The sequence below is a fragment of the Sphingobacterium thalpophilum genome, from assembly GCF_901482695.1.
In the GTDB taxonomy this organism is placed as follows: Bacteria; Bacteroidota; Bacteroidia; order Sphingobacteriales; family Sphingobacteriaceae; genus Sphingobacterium; species Sphingobacterium thalpophilum.
In genome coordinates, this window is sequence record NZ_LR590484.1 from 2894156 (window position 1) to 2919917 (window position 25762).

Annotated in this window: 16 protein-coding genes; 3 read left to right on the plus strand and 13 right to left on the minus strand. The window is 44.9% G+C overall.

The window, feature by feature from the left end; all coding sequences use genetic code 11:
- Positions 1-44 precede the first annotated feature (44 nt).
- Both FGL37_RS12055 and fsa read right to left on the minus strand, forming a co-directional pair.
- The gene (locus FGL37_RS12055) at positions 45-473 is read right to left on the minus strand and encodes a Fur family transcriptional regulator (RefSeq protein WP_028070495.1); all 429 of its coding nucleotides are present in this window, start codon (positions 471-473) and stop codon (positions 45-47) included.
- Positions 474-602: 129 nt separating this feature from the next.
- Complete coding sequence (gene fsa, locus FGL37_RS12060) at positions 603-1262, minus strand: fructose-6-phosphate aldolase (protein WP_028070494.1); 660 nt, start codon at positions 1260-1262, stop codon at positions 603-605.
- Positions 1263-1441: 179 nt separating this feature from the next.
- Between fsa and FGL37_RS12065 the strand changes: the two genes are divergently transcribed.
- Positions 1442-2662 (plus strand): MFS transporter, encoded by a 1221-nt coding sequence (locus tag FGL37_RS12065; protein ID WP_028070493.1) that lies wholly within the window; start codon positions 1442-1444, stop codon positions 2660-2662.
- 10 nt (positions 2663-2672) lie between these two features.
- On the opposite strand, the gene FGL37_RS12070 is transcribed toward FGL37_RS12065, so the two are convergent.
- From FGL37_RS12070 to FGL37_RS12105, 8 genes are all read right to left on the minus strand, one after another.
- Positions 2673-3116 (minus strand): retropepsin-like aspartic protease, encoded by a 444-nt coding sequence (locus tag FGL37_RS12070; RefSeq protein WP_037533659.1) that lies wholly within the window; start codon positions 3114-3116, stop codon positions 2673-2675.
- A 137-nt stretch (positions 3117-3253) separates the two neighbouring features.
- Positions 3254-4192: a malate dehydrogenase gene (locus tag FGL37_RS12075; protein WP_028070491.1), complete on the minus strand. Its 939-nt coding sequence runs from the start codon at positions 4190-4192 to the stop codon at positions 3254-3256.
- Positions 4193-4360: 168 nt separating this feature from the next.
- On the minus strand, positions 4361-4831 hold the full coding sequence (locus FGL37_RS12080; protein WP_138096804.1) for a hypothetical protein: 471 nt from the start codon (positions 4829-4831) through the stop codon (positions 4361-4363).
- A gap of 199 nt (positions 4832-5030) precedes the next feature.
- On the minus strand, positions 5031-7361 hold the full coding sequence (gene tamL / locus FGL37_RS12085) for a translocation and assembly module lipoprotein TamL (RefSeq protein WP_028070489.1): 2331 nt from the start codon (positions 7359-7361) through the stop codon (positions 5031-5033).
- On the minus strand, positions 7327-12609 hold the full coding sequence (locus FGL37_RS12090) for a translocation/assembly module TamB domain-containing protein (RefSeq protein ID WP_028070488.1): 5283 nt from the start codon (positions 12607-12609) through the stop codon (positions 7327-7329). The genes tamL and FGL37_RS12090 overlap by 35 nt, the downstream gene beginning before the upstream one ends.
- 307 nt (positions 12610-12916) lie before the next feature.
- On the minus strand, positions 12917-13288 hold the full coding sequence (locus FGL37_RS12095) for a MauE/DoxX family redox-associated membrane protein (RefSeq protein ID WP_028070487.1): 372 nt from the start codon (positions 13286-13288) through the stop codon (positions 12917-12919).
- Between the two features lie 23 nt (positions 13289-13311).
- A complete protein-coding gene (locus FGL37_RS12100) occupies positions 13312-13626 on the minus strand; it encodes a DUF4342 domain-containing protein (protein WP_028070486.1) in 315 nt (104 codons plus the stop codon).
- A gap of 142 nt (positions 13627-13768) precedes the next feature.
- A complete protein-coding gene (locus FGL37_RS12105; RefSeq protein ID WP_028070485.1) occupies positions 13769-16402 on the minus strand; it encodes a valine--tRNA ligase in 2634 nt (877 codons plus the stop codon).
- Between the two features lie 195 nt (positions 16403-16597).
- Between FGL37_RS12105 and FGL37_RS12110 the strand changes: the two genes are divergently transcribed.
- A complete protein-coding gene (locus FGL37_RS12110; RefSeq protein WP_028070484.1) occupies positions 16598-18481 on the plus strand; it encodes an LTA synthase family protein in 1884 nt (627 codons plus the stop codon).
- A gap of 4 nt (positions 18482-18485) precedes the next feature.
- On the plus strand, positions 18486-20411 hold the full coding sequence (locus FGL37_RS12115; RefSeq protein WP_028070483.1) for an LTA synthase family protein: 1926 nt from the start codon (positions 18486-18488) through the stop codon (positions 20409-20411).
- A 15-nt stretch (positions 20412-20426) separates the two neighbouring features.
- Here the strand turns inward: FGL37_RS12115 and FGL37_RS12120 are convergent, their stop codons facing one another.
- The 3 genes from FGL37_RS12120 to FGL37_RS12130 form a co-directional block, all read right to left on the minus strand.
- Positions 20427-21485, minus strand: coding sequence for a hypothetical protein (locus FGL37_RS12120; protein ID WP_138096808.1), 1059 nt, complete (start codon positions 21483-21485; stop codon positions 20427-20429).
- A 219-nt stretch (positions 21486-21704) separates the two neighbouring features.
- Positions 21705-22946, minus strand: coding sequence for a 2-oxoglutarate dehydrogenase complex dihydrolipoyllysine-residue succinyltransferase (gene odhB, locus FGL37_RS12125; RefSeq protein ID WP_028070481.1), 1242 nt, complete (start codon positions 22944-22946; stop codon positions 21705-21707).
- Positions 22947-23009: 63 nt separating this feature from the next.
- Positions 23010-25751, minus strand: a complete 2742-nt coding sequence (locus tag FGL37_RS12130; RefSeq protein WP_028070480.1) for a 2-oxoglutarate dehydrogenase E1 component — start codon at positions 25749-25751, stop codon at positions 23010-23012.
- Positions 25752-25762 lie beyond the last annotated feature (11 nt).

The following is a 25762-nucleotide window of genomic DNA, read 5'->3' on the forward strand; positions in this document are numbered from 1 at the left end:
GACAAATCAAGTGAAAAATAGTTTTTGGACGGATAATGTTCGATTTATTTTTTGCAATGATTGCATACACCAAGTGCGTTTACAGCAATGGCCTCCAGGCTAAAGCCCGCAGGAATCGATACTTTTGGCAGTGTGATATCATCCAGACAGTACACCGAGTTGCACACGCGGCAGATGAAATGTACATGTTGGTCATGATGGTCATGCTCGGAGCAATCGGTGGAGCACATGGCGTAGGTGGCGGTACCATGCAGGTCAAAGATCTTGTGGATAATGCCTTTCTCCTCGAAACTCGCCAGCACGCGGTACAAGGTCACACGGTCGATATCTTTGCCCAATAACTTTTCCAGTTCAGGCTGGGAGATCGCAGAATCTTTCGTCGAAATAATCTCAAGTACCCTCAGCCTCGGCTGGGTGACTTTCAGATTGTTTCGCTTCAGGATATCTGGATATGCTGTGTTGGAATGTTCCATGGACTTGTGTTCGTTAAACCTTAGATCACCTACAAAAGTACGGAATTTATCGACATAAGAAAACCGATAAGGTTAAGATTATTGTCATCTTCCTTATCGGTTCTGAACCTATAGGGGGCTATAGTATTTTTATTTTCCTGCTGCTTTTGCGTGATCAGCCAGGAAGGTTGCCAGACCACTGTCTGTCAATGGATGCTTCAACAGGGATAAGATCGCTGACAAGGGGCCTGTCATAACATCGGCACCAATTTTGGCACAGCCCAGAATATGTGCACTATGGCGCACGGAAGCGGCCAGAATCTGTGTAGAGAAGTTGTAGTTGTCATAGATCAGGCGGATGTCTTCGATCAACGCCAGCCCGTCAGTAGAAATATCATCCAGGCGGCCAATAAATGGAGATACATAAGTAGCACCCGCTTTAGCAGCCAATAGTGCCTGACCTGCCGTAAATACCAATGTACAGTTTGTCTTGATGCCTTTGCTGCTGAAATATTTAATTGCTTTTACGCCGTCTTTGATCATCGGAACTTTCACTACGATTTTGCTGTCAAGAGCTGCCAACGCTTCGCCTTCCTTGATCATTTCCTCATAAGTTGTCGAAATAACTTCAGCGCTCACATCGCCATCAACGATCGCACAGATGGCTTTGTAATGGTTGATTACATTTTCGTCACCGCTGATACCTTCTTTTGCCATCAAGCTTGGGTTGGTCGTTACGCCGTCTAATACACCTAAGTCCTGGGCTTCCTTGATTTGTTCCAGGTTCGCTGTGTCAATAAAAAATTTCATTGTATATGTTATTGAATGATAATTATTTGATTATTCTAATGTCGGAATAATTGTATCACAAAGTTATCGATTATATTCCACTATTGCACATTGATTTCGACGAATTGCATCATTATTTTTGCAAAGCACAATCTCTTCCCCATATTTTTTGTTATACTTTTATAGTATTATCTTTATATATGCAGGTTTTTAGATCTCTCCATTATAGAAACTTCCGTTTACATGTGATTGGACAAGCTATTTCCCTTATGGGAACTTGGATGCAGCGGATAGCGATCAGCTGGCTGGTGTATGAACTGACTTCCTCGGTATTTTGGCTTGGATTTGTTCAGTTTATTTCCTTGTTGCCTTCTCTGGTGCTGTCTCCTTTTATTGGGAGTTTCGTCGACAAGCATCCAAAATACAAATTGGTGCTCATGACACAGATCGGCCTGATGATACAGGCGGGAGTGCTGACACTGGTCGTCTACCTGAAATGGGAAAGTGTGCTGTGGCTGTCTGTTCTTGGGCTGATACAGGGGATTATCAATTCCTTCGATGTCCTTGGCCGGCAGTCCCTCATGATGTATCTTGTCGGCGACCGCAAAGACCTGCCAAATGCTATTGCGCTCAACTCCACAATTTTCAATGCTGCCCGGATGCTCGGCCCGGCCATTGGTGGTATCTTGCTCAGCACCTATGGTGAGCTGGTCTGTTTCGCGCTGAATTTCATTAGTTTTGTGCCGGTCATTATTACCCTGCTGATGATGCGCGTAGACGAAACGCATGTTCAGCTGAGCAAGGGAAGCAACTGGGAGGGACTGGTGGAAGGGTTCCGTTATCTGAAACGTTCACCTCATATCTCGTCGCTGATTATTATCATGACATTTTCCAGCCTGATTGTAATTCCCTATACGTCGCTTTTACCGGCAATTGCCAAAGAAATGTTCCTCGGCGACGAACGGACCTTCTCCTGGTTTGAAAGTGCGGCCGGTCTGGGAGCTATGATTGGTGCATTCAACATGGCGCGGTTAAAGTCGGGAACCAACCTTCGCTATCAGGTGATGGGGGCTGCCGCACTCATGGGGCTTGCATTGCTCTTTCTGGCACATTCCAGCATGCTGCAGATGGCCCTGGTCTATGTGATGCTGGTTTCCTTTGCCATGATGATGCAAAATTCCAGTATCAATACCTATATTCAGACACATGCTATTCCAATATATCGGGCGCGGGCTATTTCCTACTATGTAATGGCTTTTCAGGGTATCTTTCCGATCGGAACACTGCTGATCGGTTCGCTGGCCAGCTACTGTGGGTTGCGCACCACACTCTATGTCATGGGCGGACTGGGTATATTGATCGCTGTACTGTATTATACCTATCTTCGGTTGCGTATTCACCAAAGATTGTTCAGATTTTAGTGTCGATGGCCTATTTACGCCTGACTTTTCGGTCCCTGAGCTTCAGTGTCTGCTTCGCATAGTCTATAACAGCACCATAGCTGGCAAAAATATCGCCGCCAAGCACACCGATCACTGGCTCCAGATCCATCTGCTGATAAGCGTAGTTGATGGAACTGAGATCCAGCACGGCCGCCCGGAGATGGCTGATCCGCCAGCCGCCAATAGTCAGGCTGGGAATATCCATATTAAAGCTTTCCATTGAGTTGGTGCCGAGTCCTGTGGATAGGGTTTCGGACGGTTCTAACAGTAGCTGATCTTCCAGAAGATGTCCCAGCTGGGTTTTGTCAAACACAGTTTTCGAAGCACCTGTATCGATGACCATTTTGAATGTGCGCTCGTATAGTGTAACGTCAACTAAAATATGTGTTCCTTGTCCCTGAAGATCCAAGATTTGAAATGGTACTGTCGTCATAAGCTCAAAGATAAAAAATTAAGCCTTCCGAAAGCGGATTATTTTAAAATGTCAGCTTCATGATTCGCCATAAAGACTGTAGCAAAAAAAGGCGGTTATTAAGTCAATAACCGCCTCTCGGAAAGAAAAAAGTCTTATTATAACGCGTTTATCTCCCTGAGTACATTATTCATTGCGCGTACGGCATCTGCACTTTTGCTGAACTTTTCTTTGTCTTCCTGATCCAGCTGCAGCGGAATAATTCGGTCCCAGCCTTTTTTATTAATGATGACAGGTACACCAAGGGTAATATCTTCCTGCCCAAACTCACCTTCTAAATAAACGGAGGCAGTATATAGCTTATTCTGGTCACGCACGATACTTTCCACGACTGCTGCGGTAGCCGCTCCGGGAGCATACCATGCCGACGTACCGATCAGGCTCGTCAAGGTCGCACCACCTACCATCGTTTTTTGTACAATCTCCTGCTGCTCCTCGGTAGACAGAAAATTGGTGACAGGGATGCTGTTCCACGTGGAGTGCTTGATGAGCGGGATCATCGTCGTATCTCCATGACCACCAATCACGATGGCGTTGAGATCGGCGGCCGAAGCATTCAGCTTTTCACTCAGTTGATATTTGAAACGCGCAGAATCCAGTGTGCCGCCCATTCCGATAATCCTGTTTTTGGGTAAGCCGCTCGATTTGAGTGCTAGATAGGTCATGGTATCCATTGGATTAGAAACAATGACAATAATGATGTCGGGCGAATGTTTGACCAGATTCTCTACTACCGATTTGACAATATTGGCATTTGTCCCGATCAATTCCTCGCGAGTCATTCCCGGTTTGCGGGGGATGCCCGAAGTAATGACAGCTACAGTAGAGCCTGCAGTGGACAGATAGTCATTGGTCACGCCTTTGATTTTGGATTCAAAACCCAACAAGGCGGCAGTTTGCGCCATATCTTGCGCCTTGCCTTCGGCAAATCCTTCCTTAATATCCAACAATACAATCTCTTCTGCGACATTTCGACGGATTAAATTGTCTGCTGTAGTTGCTCCTACAGCTCCGGCTCCAACAATGGTTACTTTCATATGTCAATTATTTGTGTTCATGGTCATATGGAATATCCAGCCCACTTTCACTACTGTTTGTCCTCGCTAAGAATGGATATTTCATGAGCATTTATGTGGATTAGTAAATAATGCTTGAATTTAACGAATTATTGTCAGTATACCAATCTATTTCAGACCTGTTTTTTGCTATTCTCCCGGAACTTCGATTTCAATTGTTCCTTCTTCCACAGAAAGAATGTTTTTTCCCTTCAAAGTACCGGCCTTATTCAGGCTTTCGAAGAATCCTTCTGTCGTCCCCGTATGATTTACTGTGATCATGGATTTGCCTTTCTTAAATTTTAGGTTAGCGTTTTTCACCTCTTTGCAGGATTTTATAGCCTCTTTAAATTGATTTACAGCATCGTATGAAGCCGGTCCCTGCACATGTATCGTGGTGGTTGGTGGAAGAGCGTTCTCCGCCTCATCTTTATTTTTTTTCTTAAATAGTCCCCCAATTGTCTTAAGGGTTTTGCCAGCTTTGTTTACTGTTTCTGCAGCTCCTTCTGCAGTGTTTAGCGCATGGTCTACTTTCGATTGCGCAAGGGCGCTTTGGCTTGTCATCAGTATGGCGAATACAAATCCAAACAATCCAGCCATCTTCATCATTGGTGATTTCATCTTTTCAAATTTTAATCGTTCTCAACTATTTAGTTATCTTGTTGAGCTTAAAGTTAGGCAGACGAACAGCCTGATGCGCCCCATCTTATAAGGCGATACCCTTTTTGTAAACGATTAATAAAGAATAGATTATGCTGATTGTTTCCGTAAACGTTAACCTGCCGAAGGCCCTGCTATCAACCTGCTATCCCCATCCGGATTAGAATGGATAACCGATAGCGAGGTTGAACATCAGGTTGTCTTTGCGCCAGCGCGAACTGCCGAAGTCGATATCCTTGAATACCCAGCGTTCGCCTTTGGGCAGGTAAGGAATACGGAACGGAATGGAAAAATCAGTCCGTATGATCAAGAAGGTGAAGTCGAAACGCAAGCCGGCACCGCCTCCTACGGCAAGTTCATTCAGAAAGTTTTTACTGAATTTACCTCCGGGTTTATTTGGATCTTCCCGTTGCAACCATACGTTACCGGCATCTATAAAGGCTGCCCAATGTACAAAACCGGCCAGCTTGGCCCGGTATTCGGTATTGAGCTCCAGCTTGATATCCCCGGTCTGGTCAGCATAGAATAAGCCATTGCTGAGCTTTTCAGGAGCAACTGTACCGGGGCCTATAGCACGTGCACCAAAGGCGCGAATACTGTTCGGGCCACCCACATAATATTGTTTTAGGTAGGGGAGGGACCGCGAATTGCCATACGAATAGCTCAGGCCAAGCGCAACCCGGGATGCCAGCTGCGAGTTTTCTGACAATTTTAGGTAATGCCGCCCATCCCCGCTGATTTTAATGTACTGGGAGAAGTAGGCGTCAAATAATTTGAATGTTTTACCTTTGTTGAAATCAGCTCCTTTGATCAGACCAAGTACGTTGCCCGAAAGATCGAGGTTTCCCTTGAAGTAAAAGGTATTCTTCAAATGCTGTTTCATCGTATTCTGGAACGTAAAGTTGTAGTTCGGACCGATGGTAAACTGCGGCTCAATCGCGTGGCGCAATGCTGGGATCGTATCCATCTGCTTCTGATAGCTTTCGGAAGTCCCTTTGGGCTGTGTATAAGTGACTTCAAATAAAGCAAGATCATGCTGCTTTTCTTCCGATTCTTGCCAGATATAGCCGTAATCCAGGGCAATTGAATTAAGGGTGTACGCCTTGCGACGGTTTAGAAATTCATACCGGCCCTTGATGTAGGTTTTTGGAATGAAACGGCGTGAAGGATTGATGCTTCCAAATGGGCTGAGGATCCGTGGAAAGGTCAGTGTCGCTTCTGCTCCATAGCGGTAGTAGCTGGAATTGAGATCTGCATTTCCACCGGTCTGTGTCTCATAACCGCCAAAGACGTTAAAGCTCAGCTGTTCGGCCCCCTTGAATGCATTACGTAATGTCCAGTTGACATTAACTTCTGTTCCATTATACACGGAGGCCATTTTACCCAGTAACTCGACCCGAAGTGATTTCTTGGGCAACGGTGTTAGATAATAATAGACATCCAGCGCATTGGGCACTTCTTTGCTGTCCACAAAATTGTTTTTGACAAACTTCCAGCTGTTCAGGTTGACCAGATGGCTGATGGTCTGGTTGTGTGCATTACGATTGTAGATGTCACCGGGACGGAAGAAGATATGCTTGGCGATAACCGGCCTACGGTAAGTGTGTCTACGGTCGATAAAATAATAACTGCTATCGTACAGTTCGGCGTTGCGTGTTGAGCGTTGATAGCCCGCGCTTGTCTCCGTATAGTTAGGAAAGATGTAGATTTTATTGATCTTAGACGGAACCTTGGCCTGAGCAGGTGTCTCTTTTTTGACCGTTACATACATGTCGACCCTGTTGTTGCGGTGTGAACTGTCTACCTGCACAAGGATGTAATCCGGACTAAAGTAATAGTATCCCTTATTTTTAAGGTCATTGTCTATGCGGTCACGCTCATTCAGGATGACATCCAAGCTATAGTTTTTTCCAACCTGAAGCAGGCTTTTGTCCGCAGACGAACGGATATCTCTGCCCAGCTGGGTCGTGCTGTCAACGTCAAACTTGACCGATCTAATGCGGTAGATCAGATTGGGCGTGGCGGTATAATTGATCGTCGCCTTCTTTGCCTCTACCAAGGTATCGGATTTTACTTCAGCATTGAAAAAACCAATATTCTCAAGTCTGTTGCGCAGCAGGTTTTCATTGTATTCGCGGTTAACGTCACTCAGCAGAACGGGTTCCTCACCGATCTTCTTGAGAAACTTTTTGATAACGTTGTTACCCACGGAGTCACCAGCCATATTATTAAAATAAAGCTTGAAAGGGATTCCGGCAAGGCGTTTATTAGGCTTGGGTAACAGTGCGGACTCCAGATGTGTTGAAAGCCGCTCTTTATTTTCTTTGGAAATGGTATCTGAATCGATGATGACATTTCCTTTGACATATAAACTTTGGCCTTCTTTCAGATTCTTGGTCGAAGAGCAGGAGGCGATCAGTGCCGTCAATGACAATAGGCCAATAGTAAATTTCAGTTTAGCTCGCATGGTAACTCCTTTCCTCGTCTTCATTTTTAATCGCAGTCGTTCTGATCGTATCTAAATTTGTTTTTGGACTTTCTTTTTTGGGAATAGTCTTGCTGGAGTCCAATTGCTGTTTGCGTCGTTCTTTTTCCCTTTCTTGTATCCGTTTGCGGTATTCTGGACTATGAAGTATAAGGCTATCCCTAATGACGGTGCGCACGCTGTCACGGTATACGGAGTCGGTCTCCATGCGTTCCACGTCAAATCGTTTCCTGAATCCTTTGCTGCTGGTGTCATAGTATTCCTTGAGTTTTTTCGAACTCATCCAGATCTCCTTAAATTTATTGTAATCCATATTGATAATGAAGCCGATGCCAGTCTCTACATATTGGCCCTGAAGAGTCACCTGATACTGGTTCTTACGGTATACCCGTGCAAAATAACGGCCATCCTGTGAAAGCTGGTAATCGAGCTGGATATCCCCTGCGATATTATTTGCCGACTCACCCGGACGGGTATTCCCTTCCACTTCAAAGTTGGAACCTATGGTGATCTTCAGCCGGTCGTTCAGCAACATTTTAGATACACCGATATTTAAGTCAGTCCTGGTCTGTCCGGCTCCGGTAGCGTAATCTTCCTCGGATGTCAGGTTGAAATCGAGCTCAACACCACTGATCAGCTCTGATGCCAAGCGGTTGAGCTGGCTGCTGAGGAATGAACTGATACTATTTCGGACGATGGCTTCTGTGCCGCCTCCACCGGAAAGACTTTCAAACGGATTGGTCGACATAAAGCGTCCCAGCACGATCAATGAGAATACCTGTTTGTTGAGTTCGGATGGATTCTCGCGTAAGGTCGTCAGGGCATTGTTCACCTTGCTGACAACATCCTGCGAAACGATCGAATTGTTCTCATCCAGATCAATATCAAAACCCAGCTGTGGCTGGAACAGCTTATCTGTTATTTTCAGCAGTACATTGAATGGAACTCGCTGTTTGTACAAGTTTGGATTTTCGGATCCTAACTGTGTAGCCACCAGCTCCAACGTGGGGGCTTTGGTCGTATAGGCCGCAGTGATATTGAGCTGTGCATCCAATGGGTCGCCATTCCAGGTAATCGTGCTTCCCTTTTGAAAAGTAAAGTCTTTCTTCACCGGACCAAAGCTGAATGAATAACTACCCTTGTCCACGGTGAATGTTCCTGACAGTGTAATTTTGCTACTGGCATCGATACCGGCATTGAGCTCTGCCTGACCTTGGATATTCAGGGCATCTTGTGAACCGGCATCCAGCAGGATCTTGAATTTTGCTTCCTTATCCGTCTGCAGATTCAGATCCACGTCCATACCTGTCAGTCTGGTAACGGTCATGGAATCGAGTTTGGCAAATACATTGGCGCGTGTGGTATCACTTTTATCCACAAACTCTACCACGCCTTTACGGTCGGCCATCCCCGGATCTTCGTTTGGCATCACAAAGGTAAAATCGGTATCGCCCAATACTTTGATGGTTCCGTCGACGACCGGCTTGTCCAAGTTGCCCCGGATCCGGAGGTTGGACGTCAGATACATCTTGCCATAGAACATGTCGTTGTCGGTCTGGGTAGAATTTAATACCTCAAAATTATCTGTATTCACATTGAGATTAAAATCAAAGTCCGTATACGTTCTGGTATCTACCGAGCCGGTCACCTTGGCTATATTTCCTTTTTTGTCTTCCAGTTCAAATTTAGGGAAGGTAATCCCTTTGTTGCCAAAATGGATTGTTTCGTCCTTCGCCTTAAACAGCGCATTCAACATGGCGATATTAAACTGCGCTTCTTTGAAATGGACATCGCCGTCTATACGTGGTTGCGAGGGTGAACCTGTTATTTTCAGCTGTCCCTCAAGGTTTCCTCCGGAGTCTTTCAGATAGCCTAAGCTGAAAGCCTGTACAGTCTGCATGGTCAGCGGCGCGATGTCCAGCGTGAAATCCAGACTGGATTCACCGTTCGGCGGACTGATAAAATCACCGCTCAGCTTCACATTATTACCATTCTCGCTGATACTGATATTGGCGTTATATGTGTTTTCTTTTGCATTGTTGACCTGTATATTGACATTTCCGACAGTGTCTTTTCCTACATAGAATTTGTTGATGACCAGGTCGGATACAAATACAGGGCTGCTTTCGAGCCGGGATATTGTAGCCTGTCCATTGATGCCACCACCCAGGTCCAGCGTCTCGCTTTCCAGCATTTTGCTGAGTGTCTCAATGCGGAAATTTTTAAACGAAATATTGACCGGCGAATTCAACACGCTGTCCTGGGAGGATATCCGAAGTTCCTGGCCCTTGTTGCTCAAGACAAAATCCTGAGCCTGTATACCGGTACTGCCAAACTTAAGGACGTTGTTTGGATCAACCGTCCACTTGTCGTAGTTGAGCATCAGACCATCCTGTAGCAGGCTAAATACGAAAGCACCATTGTCGACACGCATATTGGCGCCCAGATGGTACTGCTCTTTTTCTTTTTTATCTTTGATCCATAAGCCAAAGTCCAGGTTATTCTGGATGACTTTGCCGCTGAATACTGTATTGACGAGTTCAATGTTACTAACTTTGATCTTGTTGATCAGTGCTGAATAATAGAGTGTACTATCCAGGGTGTTGATATCCAGCGTCACATTATTGATTTCGGTCCCGTTGTATACAATCTTGGGTGCGTCTAATTTGGCTAGGATGGTTTTCGATTCACTATTAAACATACCATCCAAGGTAATATCTTTCATTTCCGTTAGTTCGGGTACCATATCTTGCACAAATCTCGTTCGGGTCAGCTGTGCGGAGAACTCAATATTCTGTGGCTCGTACTTTGGTACCTTGACAGGCTTGCCGGGCTGATAGTATACCTGCAAAATATCCTGAATGGCATTTTGCAGCTCGAGAATCTTATATTTACCGACGAGATGGGCATTGAAGAATGCTGATTTTAGCAGCAGCAGGTTTCTGCTGGTATCTGATTTTGCTATCAGCGAAATACTGTCCAGCGAATAATATGCATTATTGTAGGCGATGGATGAATTGGTAAGATGGGCTTCGCCGTTGAGAAAGTTGGGATCAGCGGAGGTGAAATGCCCGACGAGCTTACCATGATACTTAAAGTCATCATCCATTAGTTTTAGATTTTTGAGATTAATGGTGTCGGCCACCAGTTCAAAATCGACCTGAGGATATCTGGATTTCATATTGGCTGTTGCATCCAGCTTTACTTTGATATTGGGGTCCGGACTGATGACAGACGCTTTCATGTCACCCTTGTCTGCCGTTAGGTTCATGTCGATATTCTGGTAGCGGTAACCCATGGCATCCAGGCGGTTGAGCTTACCGTCAAAATTGGCCACAAGTTTTTTGGGATCGGTGCCCTGACCTTTTATTTTGCCTTCAAAGGAAAGTATGCCGAGTGTACTGTCCATTTTCATGATTTTGCCAATATCAAAGTCACGGATGCTTACAAAGGCATCGTAAGTGGTATCCCGCCCAGCCATACCTACCTTCCCGTCGAATTTGGCAGTTCCTTTTTCGGTTACCAAGGAAAGGTTCGTGTTGAAGGCAGTCATACCGCCTTTAAATGTGCCCGTCAGCCCGATCGTATTCGGAAGTTCAATACTGCTCGGCAACATGGATTTGGCGACTAGCTTTTCGATATCCGATCGGCCTGTGGTGAGCTTTTTCAGATTTAGGTCCATGGACATTTTCTCTACGTCCGGCAATCCCTTCAGATGTAAGCTCGCTACTACCCGTGTATTGGACAGCGTCTGAAAATCAATGTTGGGGATACGCAGATCATTAACCTTACCGATTACTCTGCCGTCGATATTAAATTTTTTGTCCATCAACGGCTTCATCACCTGCATGGTGTCCAGGAAAGGAGCGAAGTAGTAAATGTCGCGCATATCGACGTGGCTTTTCCTGATCGTGGCATCCACATGGATTAGCTCCGGCTTTTGGGATGCGACATCCAATGATGGGTAGCTTACTTTTAGGTAATCGCGGATCAGCGTACGCGGTGTCTCGGCATATAAATTTTTAATTTCAGCACCGGTACCGGTGTATTTGAATTCCCCCTTAAGCTGTTTGATCAGCAGTCCGGAGTGATCGGATGCCGTCAGTTCATTCAGCGATCCGCTGATCGAATCAGCGCTATAATAAAGATCCGTCAGGTTAGTTTTTAATCCCGGAATCTTGATATTGAAATAGTCAAAACCTTTCATGCGGGCCTGATTGTCATCCCGATAGGCCAAGCGGGTATTGTCGATGTTAATTTCTTTGGCAGACACGACCCAGTTGACTTTGGCTGTATCGGCACTGCTGGTATCTGCAGCTGCTTTCCGTGCCAATCTACCAAAGAGGACCTCATTGTCTGAACCGTCGAGATTTATGGTCTGAATATCGACCAGTTCCTTGTTTAAATCTATTTTATTGATGTCGGCGCGAAGGTTCTTAAGGATGAACTTTGTTTTTAAGGCGCTGGACTGGTCTTCATAGCGGACTACGATATTGGCGAGATCAGCGATCTGTATGCCAACATCGGGAAGCAGTTCGGTGGTCTGGGCGGTTTTATCGGTGATACCAAAGTCCTCCGCTTCGGGACCTGCTCCTTCTGCCACGGGCTTCCATTGCTTTACCGTTGCATTTAGACCGTCAATCTTTACTTTGGGAAGATTAAAGGCCATATTTTTAGTGAGATCAAACTTTTTGATATTGGTATTCAGTGTGCCTAGGTAGACATCGGCACTCGTGCCGATGACCTCATCTGAATAGACGATATGGAATTTGTCAAATTTTATTTTATCCAGATTGAACAGCAGGGCCGACGTAGTATCGGCTGTGGGCTGACTCTCTTTCTGGGAGGAAAATGCTTTCACTATGTAATCAAAATTGAAGGCGCTGTCTGGCATCGTGCGACGGATTTTCGCAGTGATTCCTTCAGCCTCCAGATTCTGGATCTCGACTGTATTTTTCAGAAGTTTCAGCATATTGATATCGACAGCAATGCTTTTGCCCGCTACCAATGTGTCCCGGCTCTGATCCGCAAGATAAATGTCCTCTAAAACTAGCTTTTTCGGAAAGTCTATATTGATATAACCGATTTTGACCGGAGTACCTATTTTTCCTTCAACATAATGCGTTACTTTTCCGGCAATATAATTTTGCACGGCAGGGAGCCTGATTAAAAATATCACCAGAATGATCAGTGCAATGATGACTCCGATAATCCACAATATTGTTTTAAATGCAATTCGGGTAAATCTGTTCAACGTATTATTTGATTTAAGTTTCTATTAATAAAAATTAAAACGGAAAAAAGTTTGCAAAGTTTCCATATAATAACTTATAATCGTGCTCGTGTCAGCAAACTAAGATAAATTTGCTTTGATATGCAAGTTTAATTACATGTCGGCAAATATATAGCCCACGCCCGCTGCCAGGAGCTTGTGGATCTAGCATAATAATTGCTCCTGCAGCATTTGTCTGAAGCATGTGTCCACAGGAGCAACTGTCGTGCAGGATACATCAAATAATTGACCAAAAATCGGCCGCAACCCAAAGTTTTTGCATTTTCTGTTACGCCATCAGCTTTCTGTACTTGCCCCAGTTTTCGAAAACTACCCACAACCAGATCAGGAACAGAGGAGCCCAGAACAGAAGACCGCCCGGAGCAAAAATCATATTGTGGATAAAAATACCAATAAGTATGGGGAGAATAACCAAAGCACCGACAGTTCTCGTTCGTGGAAAAAGGAACAGTGCTCCGCCTATGATTTCAATAATGGCTACGAGTGGCAATAACCACCGGATGGTTATAAATGCTTCAAAGACTTTTTGCATATTTATGTCCATCGGCGGGACAGGCATATAATGTAACAGTTTATCCAGGCCGGCATTGATAAACAGCAGTCCAAAAAGAATGCAGAGGATGTTCTTTACTATTTTCATCGGATCAGACGTTAAGAAGTTACTTACTGAACGGTAATCGTCCTTGGAGGATCTGCAGGCGGATCTTGCTTGTCATCGGGACCGTCACCTTCTTTCTTGTCGCTATTGCGTTCGACGGTGATGGTACACTCGGTCAGGAGAGCCGCGACAGCACCTATGGCGGCAAATACCGGAGCAAGGATAAGTCCTATGGCCCCCACGGTAACCGGAAAGCTCATAATTTCTTTCCCATGTTTGTCCGAGATACTGATCTTATTAACGTTGCCCTCAGCGATAATATCCTTAATTTTCTGTAACAGGTTTTCACCGTTGATCTGAAATGTTTCTTTAAATCCCATAATCGTATAATTTAAGTTTCTTCTTATAAAGTTATTCATTTTTTATAGGATTCCGTGCAACAAAGTTCAGCTTGAGTACTGAGCTTATAAAACAGAAGAGTCCTGCGGTAGACACGGGGCTCTTCTGTTTGCTGTATGATGATTAGCCCAATGCAGCTAAACTTTCTTCCAGGATTTTGATCTTAGCTTCGGCGTCGGCTTTTTTGCTTTTTTCATTTTCAACGATTTCGGGTTTTGCATTCTGAACAAAACGTTCGTTTGAAAGCTTTTTCTCAACCGATACGAGAAAGCCCTTTAGATAAGCGAGTTCTTTCTCAATGCGTTCGCGTTCGGCAGCAACATCGATGTTGTTTTCGAGTATAACATAGCATTCATCCTTGCCGGCAAGGAAGCTTGTGGCACCCGCGACTTTCTCTGTCACAAAGGTTACTTCCTGTAAGTTCGCAATCTTTGAAATGATCGCAATATATTGCACAAGGTTGATGTCTGATTGCTGATTGACTGCCAGAGGCAAAGCTACTTTTGGTGATATCCCTTTCGAATTGCGGATATTGCGGATCTCAGAAATAATTTGTTGGACGATGGCAAATTCTTTGATCATCTGCTCATCATAAATGTCTACCGTAGGGAATGCTGCGACGATGATACAGTCTTTCGCATTTTTGCCAAACAGTTCATCATGCCATAACTCTTCAGTAATGAATGGCATAAAAGGATGCACCAGCGTCAATACGCGTTCAAAGAACGTTTTAACAGTGTCTAAAGTTGCGGCAGCAATCGGTGAACCATACGCTGGTTTTACCAGTTCAAGATACCAGGCGCAGAAGTCGTCCCAGACCAGTTTATAGGTTGCCATCAACGCATCCGACAATCGGTAGTGCTTGAAATGCTCTTCAATATCGGTCAATGTTTGATTAAACCTCGCGTCAAACCATGCAGCGGCAATTTTATCTGATTCTGAAGCGGGAGACTCCACCGTTTCCCAGCCTTTAACCAAACGGAAAGCATTCCAGATTTTATTCGCAAAATTACGTCCCTGTACACAAAGCTCCACATCGAAAGGTAGGTCGTTGCCGGCAGGAGCTGTAAGAAGCATACCCATCCTTGTCGCATCGGCGCCGTATTCATTCATCAGATCAATAGGATCCGGTGAATTCCCCAGCGATTTTGACATCTTTCGGCCCAGCTTGTCACGGACGATACCGGTAAAATATACATTTTCAAAAGGCAGCTGTCCGCGGAATTCATAGCCCGAGACGATCATGCGCGCCACCCAGAAGAAAATAATATCAGGAGCGGTAACGAGATCCTGTGTGGGGTAGTAGTAGTTGATCTCCGCATTCTCGGGCTCGTTGATGCCGTTGAATACAGAAATAGGCCACAGCCAAGCCGAAAACCACGTATCAAGAACGTCTTCATCCTGGCGCAGATCAGTTATTGTCAGCCGTGCATTACCGGACTTTTCCTGTGCGAGTACCAGTGCTTCTTCAATTGTCTGTGCGACAACGAAGTCATCATTGCCGTCGCCGTAGAAGTAAGCTGGTATCCGATGCCCCCACCACAACTGTCTCGAGATATTCCAGTCGGTTACATTTTCCATCCAGTTGCGGTAGATGTTTTTGAATTTGGTCGGGTGGAACTTAATGGTGTCATCCATTACATTGTCCAAAGCCGGTCTGGCAAGATCTTCCATTTTCAAGAACCATTGATTCGAGATTTTTGGTTCTATGACCGCCCCTGTGCGCTCCGATGTGCCCACGTTATTGGTGTAATTTTCTACTTTCTCGAGTAGTCCTTTTTCTTCGAGCTCCTGCTCAATTTCTTTGCGGACTTTGAAGCGGTCCATGCCGGCGTAATGGAGGCCGTTTTCATTTAATTTTGCTTCGTCCGTAAAAATATCCACAAACTCCAGATCATGCTTTTTGCCGAGCGCATAGTCGTTGACGTCATGTGCGGGAGTCACTTTAAGACAGCCCGTTCCGAACTCGAGGTCAACATACTCGTCTTCAATGATATTGACTTTACGTCCTACGATCGGCACGATAACCTGCTTTCCTTTCAGCCAGGTATACCGTTCGTCGTTGGGGTTGATACACACCGCTGTGTCCCCAAAGATGGTTTCGGGACGGGTTGTCGCGACCACAATGTATTTGTCGGTGCCTTCTACCTGATATTTCAGATGGTATAACTTTCCATTCTTTTCTTTGTAAATAACTTCCTCATCGGAGATGTTGGTCTTCGCCTCAGGATCCCAGTTGACCATGCGGTAGCCCCGATAGATCAGCCCTTTGTTGTACAGGTCAACGAATACACGGATAACCGACTCGTATAACTCGGGGTCCATCGTAAAACGCGTGCGTTCCCAGTCGCAGGAAGCGCCCAGTTTTTCAAGCTGCTTCAGGATAATGCCCCCATATTTCTCTTTCCATTCCCAGGCATGCTTTAAAAAATCTTCACGGGTCAAAGACTTTTTGTCAATGCCTTGTTCCTTCAACATAGCGACGACCTTAGCTTCCGTGGCAATAGAGGCATGATCAGTTCCTGGTACCCAGCATGCATTCTTACCCTGCATGCGGGCACGGCGGATCAAAACGTCTTGAATGGTATTGTTCAGCATGTGCCCCATATGCAATACGCCAGTGACGTTTGGCGGCGGCATCACAATCGTATAAGGTTCACGTTCGTCCGGAGTAGAACGGAAAAAGCCGTTCTCTTTCCAATAGCTGTACCATTTTTCTTCAGCTTCTTTTGGATTGTAAGTTTTCGCTATGCTCATTTTAAATTTTATATTCAAACTTTTTAGGAACACAAAAGTAAGGAATTCTTATGATTCTGCTAACATTATTGTTGAGGAGCTCAGCTTGTTATCGGGTGTTCACATGTTTTTAATCTTTTCATCATATTACTAAGTATTTAGCCCGATTTTAATGTAAATTAATGTAAATTTGCCTGTTTTATTTTTATATAAGGGATGCAACGATTTGCAAACGAGCTTAGAGCGTTAACACAATACTTTCTATTTTGGTTAATTATCTGTTTTATAGACAGGTTGATTTTTATTATCGCTTTCTTTGAGAAAATCGGTTTTTCTCACTTTAACGAGATTTTCAGAATTTATTATCACGGCTTGAGTCTGGACTTTTCTGCCGTATCTTATATTTGTGCGATCCCGTTTCTGGTGTATTGTATTCTGGGATTTTTTCCAAAAGCTCATCCCAAACGGACGATCCTCGATATTTATACGGTAGTTGTGCTGGTGTTATTTTTTGTCGTCAGCTTTATCAATGTTAATATTTACCGTGAATGGGGAGATAAGATATCAAAACGTGCTATCGACGCCTTTCTTGCATCTCCCTCGGGTGCCGTTGCCTCTGCTGAATCCACACCGGTATTTTTTCCGATTCTGGGCATGATGATCGGTATATTTTGTGGCTACTATATCTACCGCTGGATGTTTAAAAGGGTTCATTTCTACAATATCAAATCGCCTGTCGGTAACTTCCTCAAACTTGCAGTAGGTGTTTTTGTGCTCTTTACTTTCATTCGTGGCGGATATGGCCGCGCTACCCTCAACCCGAGCAAAGCTTACTACTCGGAAGAAACCTTTTATAATCATGCGGCGGTCAACACCCAATGGTCATTGTTGCGGGACTTTTTTACTAAAAGCACAAAGCTCAAAAACCCTTATAACTTTTATGGTGACGATCTGCAGACCGTTCAGGAGCAATTAAAACCTGTCTTTCATAATCAGCCTGATTCCACTGTCGAAGTTCTCAACACCACGCGCCCCAATGTCGTAATTATCATGTTGGAGAGCTTTGTTGGCGATCTAATCGAGTCGCTGGGCGGCGAAAAGGGTATTACTCCGCATATGGAAGAATTAATCAAGGGTGGCATTTTATTCGATCGCATTTATGCTGCTGCGGACCGCTCCGACAAAGGAATGGTGGCGATATTGAGCGGTTTCCCCGCTCAAGGCCCGGAAAGCATCATCAAATATATTGACAAACACGAAAATATGCCCGCCATCGGGCAGGAATTTGACAGGGCAGGTTACGAAACTTCGTTTTACCACGGTGGACAGAGCGAGTTCTATAATTTCAAATCCTATATGCTCACTCACGGCATCTCTAGGGTCGTTGACAATGCCAGCTTTGGGCTGGATGCCGAGCGGGCCTCCTGGGGAGTGTATGACCATGTGGTCTTCAATCGGATGATCCAGGATTTTAACAAGGAAAAACAACCGTTTTTCTCCACGGTTTTTACCTTGATCAATCACGAGCCCTTTGAGTTAAAACACGGTTACAAGTTCGGAAACAGCAACAATGCCGATAAGTTTAGAAGTACGGCAAACTATACCGATTCTGCCGTTTTTGATTTTATCAGTAAAGCCAAAAAAGAGCCCTGGTATAAAAATACATTGTTTATTGTTGTCGCCGATCATGGTCACCGGCTGCCATCCGAAAAGTGGGACCTCTCTCATCCCAACAGATTTCACATTCCGCTGATTTTCTTCGGAGAGGTGATCAAACCGGAATACCGGGGTAAGGTAATCGACCGAATCGGCAATCAAACGGATCTTGCTGCTACCTTGCTGAAGCAGCTGAGACTGCCGGCTGATCGATATCACTGGAGCCGCGATCTGTTTAACCCCACAATGCCGCAGGTGGCTTTTTATAACTCCAAGGATGCGTTTGGCGTGATCACTCCGAAGCAGGCGGTATCTTTCGACAACGTCGGTCGCATTGTCAATTATAAGGCGAACAAAGAGTATCCGGCGGCTAAGACAGACAGCCTTCTAAGTATAGCCAAAGCTTATTACCAGGAAGTGTATCGTGAATTTCTAAAATATTGATGCCATGAAGTTAAAAGGAATACTAGCTCCTTATATTGCTGTAGCTATCCGCTTTGCTTTTCTTTTAGTCGTTTATGCGCTGCTGCGCGGCGGATTTTATCTGATGAACGCTTCCCTGTTCCCCAATGTGAATGGAAGCAAACTGCTCGTCATGTTTGCCGGTGGGGTTCGTTTTGATATTGTAGCGCTACTGTATTTCAATATCCTCTTCATCGTGATGCAGACCCTGCCGGGACCATTTACTTATCATCAGACTTATCAAAAGTTGTCTAAATGGATCTTTGTGGTGGTCAATTCACTCGGTATTGCACTGAACCTGGTCGACTTTGCGTATTATCCTTTTACACTGAAACGCACGACAGGCACGGTGCTCGACCAATTTTCAAACGAGTCCAATCTCCTCAAACTGGCCTTCGACTTCTGCCTGGACTATTGGTATCTGATCATTATTCTGGCCTTAATTGTTTATGGGCTGATCAAATCCTATCGTTTGATCCGGATTGAGCGTCCGAAGCGGTATACCTGGAAGTCACTGCTGTTGCAGATACCTTTCTTTCTGCTGACCATATTTCTGTTTATAGGAGGTGTACGTGGTGGCTGGGCTCATAGCACGCGCCCCATCACCCTGAGCAATGCAGGCGATTATGTGGAGACACCCGAAGAAATGAACATTGTGCTGAATACACCATTTAGCATCTTAAAGACGCTGAAAGCCGTCAATCTCAAACCCGTCCATTATTATTCTGACCCTCAGCTGATGGCGATTTATAATCCGGTTCATCAGCCGAAGACCGATAAGCCTTTTCAGAAAAAGAATGTTGTGGTGTTGATTCTGGAGAGTTTTGCGAAAGAACATTTCGGTGAATTGAATAAAGATATCCAAGGGGGTAAGTACAAGGGCTATACCCCTTTCCTGGACTCATTGATCCGCCATGCCTACACATTTACGGATACCTATGCGAATGGACGCAAGTCCATCGATGCGCTGCCCTCGGTGATCACCGGCATTCCATCTATAGGTGAACCTTTCGTACTTTCGGTATATTCCGGTAACGAGACTACCAGTCTGGCCAAACTGCTGGCCGAAAAGGGCTATGAGACGGCCTTTTTCCATGGAGCTCCGAACGGCAGCATGGGCTTTTCAGCTTATATGAAATTGGCCGGTATCCAGCATTATTATGGGAAGAATGAGTATAATAATGATCAGGACTTTGACGGTATCTGGGGGATCTGGGATGAGCCGTTTCTGCAGTTCACTGCCAAAACGATCAATACGTTCAAACAGCCATTTTTTGCGAGCTTCTTTTCCTTGTCTTCCCACCATCCATTTAAAGTTCCCGCGAAGTATCAGGGACGGTTTCCCAAAGGTCCGCTGCCTGTTCAGGAACCGATCGGATATACAGACAATGCCCTGCGCGAGTTTTTTGCTACGGCATCCAAGATGCCGTGGTTTGACAATACGCTGTTTGTTATCTGTGCAGACCATGCTACCGTAAGCTATCTGCCCGAATATCAGACGACAGCCGGCGGCTTCCAGATCCCGATCATCTTTTATGCGCCGGGGGATCGGTTAGTAGGCAAATCAGATAAACTGGTGCAGCAGATTGATATTATGCCTACCGTACTCAATTACCTACATTATGACAAGCCTTATTTCGCGTTCGGGTCGGATGCCTTTCAGCCGGGACGGGACAATTTTGTGCTTAACAACAATGCAGGGAGCTATAATTTTTACTATAAAGACTATATGATGTCTTATGATGGTCTGAAACCTACTTCATTATATAATCTTAAACAGGACCGACTGATGAAACAGGATCTGCTGAAAGCCCAGCCAGCCATTCTGGATACGATGGAAACCAAAATGAAAGCTTTTATCCAGCAGTACAATAACCGTATGATTGAAAATAAGCTGACGGTGAACAGATAGATCAGCTAATGCTTTTCAAAGTTTGGCTCTCATACTGCGGTCGACCAAAAACAAAACCAAACCATAGATAAGGTATAGGACGGGTAATGTCAGCACGACCATTAGGATAAAACCGCGCGAGCGCTGCTCGAACGCACCATTAACCAGATAATTGGCCAAACCCGACCAGAACCATGCAAATGTATAAAACGAAGCTGGGACGATCAGGTTTCCGATTGAAAGTGCAAAGCGATTTCTTCCGAGTGCATATTTCCTGTATATTGCCCGTAGGTGAAGAAATAGCAGCGCAACTGACCCGATCAGTGCCAGGAGGTTGGGGCTAACCCATAGGATCGCTTTGGCTACAATAGACGTTTTGGGACTTAGGTCAATATGAAAACTTTCCCGAGCCCCGGCTGCGCGAATGATCCAGTGGATCATGGCGGTGGTCTGCTGTTCAGGAATTCCTATATCCTGTTTTGCAACTTCCATGTTGTCTTCGAGATGCAAGTACAGGTCTATTGGACCAAAGGAAGACCAGTATTTGGAGGGAAAGAGCAGGTAGTCGATTTCATACTTGGGCAGGATGTCGCGCCGGTCGAAGCCCATTGATGCCGTGTATTGGACCTGAACAGTATTGTCCCCTTGTTTAAGGCGGGCTGTAAAATAAAATGCATCGGTTAGGGATACCCGCCTCCATTGTTGGCTGTCGTAAGTAATTTCATAGGACCCATTGTCTCTACGGAGAAAAGGAAATGTGGCGTTGGGCTGGTCCAAAGTTCTGGCCTCCGTCTGCTTCTGGTTCACAAGTACCTGCTGCAGCCCATCCAAATTGTAGGCGAGAAAAAGCAGGGGCAGATTCATGGCTTCTGCAGCCTGGATATGGTACACTATCGTAAAATGACTCTGGTAGTCGTGTTCCAGAGTATCCCTTTTTATCCGGATATCAATCCGTTCGCTGCTGACCTTAACCTTGCTGACTGGAAGTAGCTGGCCGGTGATACTATGAGGTGCCATTGGATTGGCCATGTTACTAAACAAGAGCATTGTCCAGATTGAAAGGCAAACTGTCAGCACGGCAATTTTTTTCTTCATAACCTTTTCCTAACTTGAGGTCCACACTCATCTAAACGCTGAGTTGGGCAGAGGTGAAAATAAAGAATATGGTGTAGAATTTAAAATGCAATGACCGTGCTTGTGTCCATGAACGATTTAATATTCGAAAAGTGTGGCAAACAACAAGGCTGAGGCCGGAAATAAAAAAAGACCTACACCGTGAGGCATAGGTCTTTTTTATAGTAAGTCGTATAGATATTATACGCCCAACAATAAGCGGGCTGGATCTTCCAACAATTGTTTAACGCGTACCAGGAAGCTTACCGATTCACGGCCATCAATGATGCGGTGATCGTACGAAAGTGCAATGTACATCATCGGACGGATCACGACCTGACCATTCTCGGCTACCGGACGCTGGATAATATTGTGCATACCCAAGATTGCTGATTGCGGTGCGTTGATGATTGGTGTTGACATCATTGATCCAAATACACCGCCATTGGTGATGGTAAACGTACCGCCGGTCATCTCTTCAATTGTCAATTTGTTATCACGGGCTTTTCCGGCCAATGATGCGATCTCTTTTTCGATCTGTTCCAAAGACATGGATTCAGCATTGCGGATCACTGGTACGACTAATCCTTTTGGTGCAGAAACAGCAATCGAAATATCTGCAAAATCAGAATACACGATTTCGTTGTCTTCGATACGAGCATTTACTGCAGGCCATTCTGCCAACGCTGTTGTAACTGCTTTCGTGAAGAAGGACATAAATCCAAGGCCAATACCAAATTTTTCTTTGAACGTATCTTTGTATTTAGCGCGCAGATCCATGATTGGTTGCATATTGACTTCGTTGAAAGTCGTCAGCATCGCAGTTTCGTTTTTAACAGCTACAAGACGTTTAGCAATGGTTTTACGCAATGAGGATAATTTTTCACGACGCTCATTTCTAGCACCTGCAACTGGAGCGGCAGTAGCCGTGGTCGCAGGAGCAGCAGGTTTTGCAGCTGGAGCGGCAGCCTTAGCAGCAGGCTGTGCTTTTTCTGCATCCTCTTTGGTGATACGACCATCTTTACCTGTTCCTTTTATAGTAGAAGGATCGATTCCTTTTTCTCTCAAAATTTTTGCAGCGGCAGGGGACGCTGTACCGGCAGCGTAGCTATCCGGATCTTCATCAGTTGCCGCAGCTGCTGGAGCAGCAGCTTGGGTTGCTTCGGCGGCAGGTTTTGCAGCAGGGGCAGCACCGCCAGCAGGAGCTTCGCCTTCTTCAATTGTACAAACGACAGCACCGATTTCTAAAGTATCACCTTCTTGTGCAATGATTCTTAAGATACCTGCTTTTTCTGCTGGTAATTCAAACGTTGCCTTGTCTGATTCCAATTCGGCGATGTTTTCATCCATCTCCACATAATCGCCATCTTGCTTTAACCATTGTGATAAGGTTACCTCCGTGATTGATTCACCTACGGTTGGTACTTTAATTTCTAAGCTCATATATAATGTTCTTTATGTACAATTGCGTCCTATACATAAGACGCAATTGGTTTTAAATTGTTTTTATTCGAATGATTTGTTTAAGATCTCTGCTTGTTGTGCAACGTGTTGTTTCATATAACCTGTCGCTGTACTTCCGCTCTCTTTACGAGCAACAAAACCGGTAAATGCGATTTCTGTTCCCATCAGCTTGCGGCAGTAGTAAGACCATGCTCCCATGTTCTCATTTTCTTCCTGCACCCAGATAAACTCTTTGGCTTTGTTGTATTTTTTACGGACGGCTTTCAGCTGTTCTGTTGGAATTGGGAACAACTGCTCCAGACGTACGATGGCAACGTCTTTGCGTTTGTCTGCTTCCTGTTTTTCCAATAAATCGTAATAGACTTTACCTGAACAGAACAATACACGTTTGACATCTTTGGCCGCTACGTTAGCGTCATCGATTACTTCCTGAAAAGCCCCCTCGGTAAAGTCTTTCAATGGAGATACCACTTTCGGATGACGTAACAACGATTTTGGTGTGAAGACGACTAATGGTTTGCGAAACTCGCGAACTAATTGACGGCGCAACAAATGGAAGTAGTTGGCTGGCAGCGTACAGTTTGCAAGGATCATGTTTTCATCCGCGCACAATTCCAAGAATCTTTCGATACGTGCGGAAGAGTGCTCGGGACCTTGTCCTTCCATACCATGAGGCAACATCATGACAAGCCCGTTTGAACGCTTCCATTTGGTCTCTGCACTGGACAGATATTGGTCCACGATGATCTGCGCGCCATTATAGAAGTCGCCGAACTGTGCTTCCCAAACCGTTAATGAGTTGGGGTTAGAGGAAGCATAGCCATATTCAAAGCCTAAAACGGCATATTCGGAAAGCAAAGAGTTGTAGATGGAGAATTTGTCACCACCCTTGATATTAGCCAACGGCACATATTTTTCTTCTGAATCTTCCAGTGTCAATACCGCATGACGGTGTGAAAATGTACCGCGTTGTACATCCTGTCCGGAGATGCGGACACGGTTACCTTGATCCAATAAAGTCGCATACGCCATCAATTCACCCATTGCCCAATCATATGAATCACTGCTGATCATTTTTGCACGGTCTTCGAATAAACGGGTAATCTTACGGAAGAACTTTTTGTCTGAAGGTAGCGTCGTGATCTCTTTTGCTAATTTCAGGAAGGTCTCTTTCGACACCTTTGTTTTGTCTGTTGTGGTGGATACTTCACCTTTTTTGGCCGGACGCAATCCTTCCCAAGCGCCTTTGAACATCGGAATGTCTTCGGTTAATACCTCGACAGTTTTTGCATCTTCGAATTTAGCCTGTAGTTCAGACTTAAATTCTTTTTCTATAGTTTTTGAATAGGCTTCATCAATGCTGCCTTCAGCGATTAATTTTTTCGCATAGACCTCTTTTGGGTTTGGATGTTTTTCGATGATTTTGTACAATAAAGGCTGCGTGAATTTTGGTTCATCGGCTTCATTGTGACCAAATCTTCTATAACATAACAAATCAATGAATACGTCGGTCTTATACTTTTGACGGTATTCAACCGCTAGATTGATCGCATATACTACCGCTTCGGCATCATCTCCATTGACATGGAAGACTGGTGAAGAAGTGATTTTTGCCACGTCTGTACAGTAAGTACCCGACCGTGCATCTTTATAGTTTGTGGTAAATCCGATCTGGTTGTTGATCACAATGTGAACTGTACCACCAGTCTTGTAACCATCCAGTTTCGACATTTGAGTCACTTCATACACGACACCCTGACCGGCAATCGCTGCATCACCATGGATCAGGATCGGAGCAATTTTTGAGGAATCACCGTCGTATTTGAAATCAATTTTAGAACGTACCATTCCTTCTACAACCGGATCCACAGTTTCCAGATGGGAAGGATTAGGTGCCAAGCTCAAATGTACAGTCTTGCCGTCGTTGGTTTTCACTTCAGAAGAGAAACCTAAGTGGTATTTTACGTCCCCGCCAAAATTTACTTCTGGGTCATCGGCGTAGGTTTTACCTTCAAATTCTGAGAACACAGACTTATAGGATTTACCCATAATGTTCGTCAGTACATTCAAGCGGCCGCGGTGTGCCATACCAATCACAAATTCCTGAATACCAATCTCAGCTCCTTTTTCGATCACCGAATCCAAGGCTGGAATTAAGCTCTCTGCACCTTCGAGAGAGAAGCGTTTCTGTCCCAAAAATTTGGTGCCCAAAAAGTTCTCGAAGGCAACGGCATGGTTCAATTTGTTTAAGATTCTCTTCTTGGTGTCCAAGGAGAATTTCGGCATATTGCGATCCGCTTCCATGCGGTCTTGTAGCCATTTTATTTTTTCTGGATTACGGATATATTTGAATTCTGCACCGATAGAGCGGCAATAGGTGTCCTCTACCAGCTGACGGATGTCTTTTAATGTAGCCGGACCTAATCCAACTTCCACCCCCGCATTGAAGACTGTGTTCATATCGGTCTCTGCAAGACCAAACGTTTCGAGCTCTTTGCCAGGGTAGTATTTGCGTCTTTCGCGTACAGGATTGGTGTGTGTAAAGAGATGGCCCCGGTCACGGTAACCATTGATCATGTTCAGTACATTGATTTCTTTCAATACGTGCTCGGGAGTCGCTTCACCTACTGAACTTGTTGTTCCACCAGCGTTTTGACCAAAATCAAAACCTTCAAAGAATTTTTGCCATCCGAAATCTACCGATTGGGGATCTTGCTTGTACGATTGATATAAGCCATCGACATAAGCCGAATCAGCATTACTCAAATATGTCAGATTGTCCATTTACAATTAAA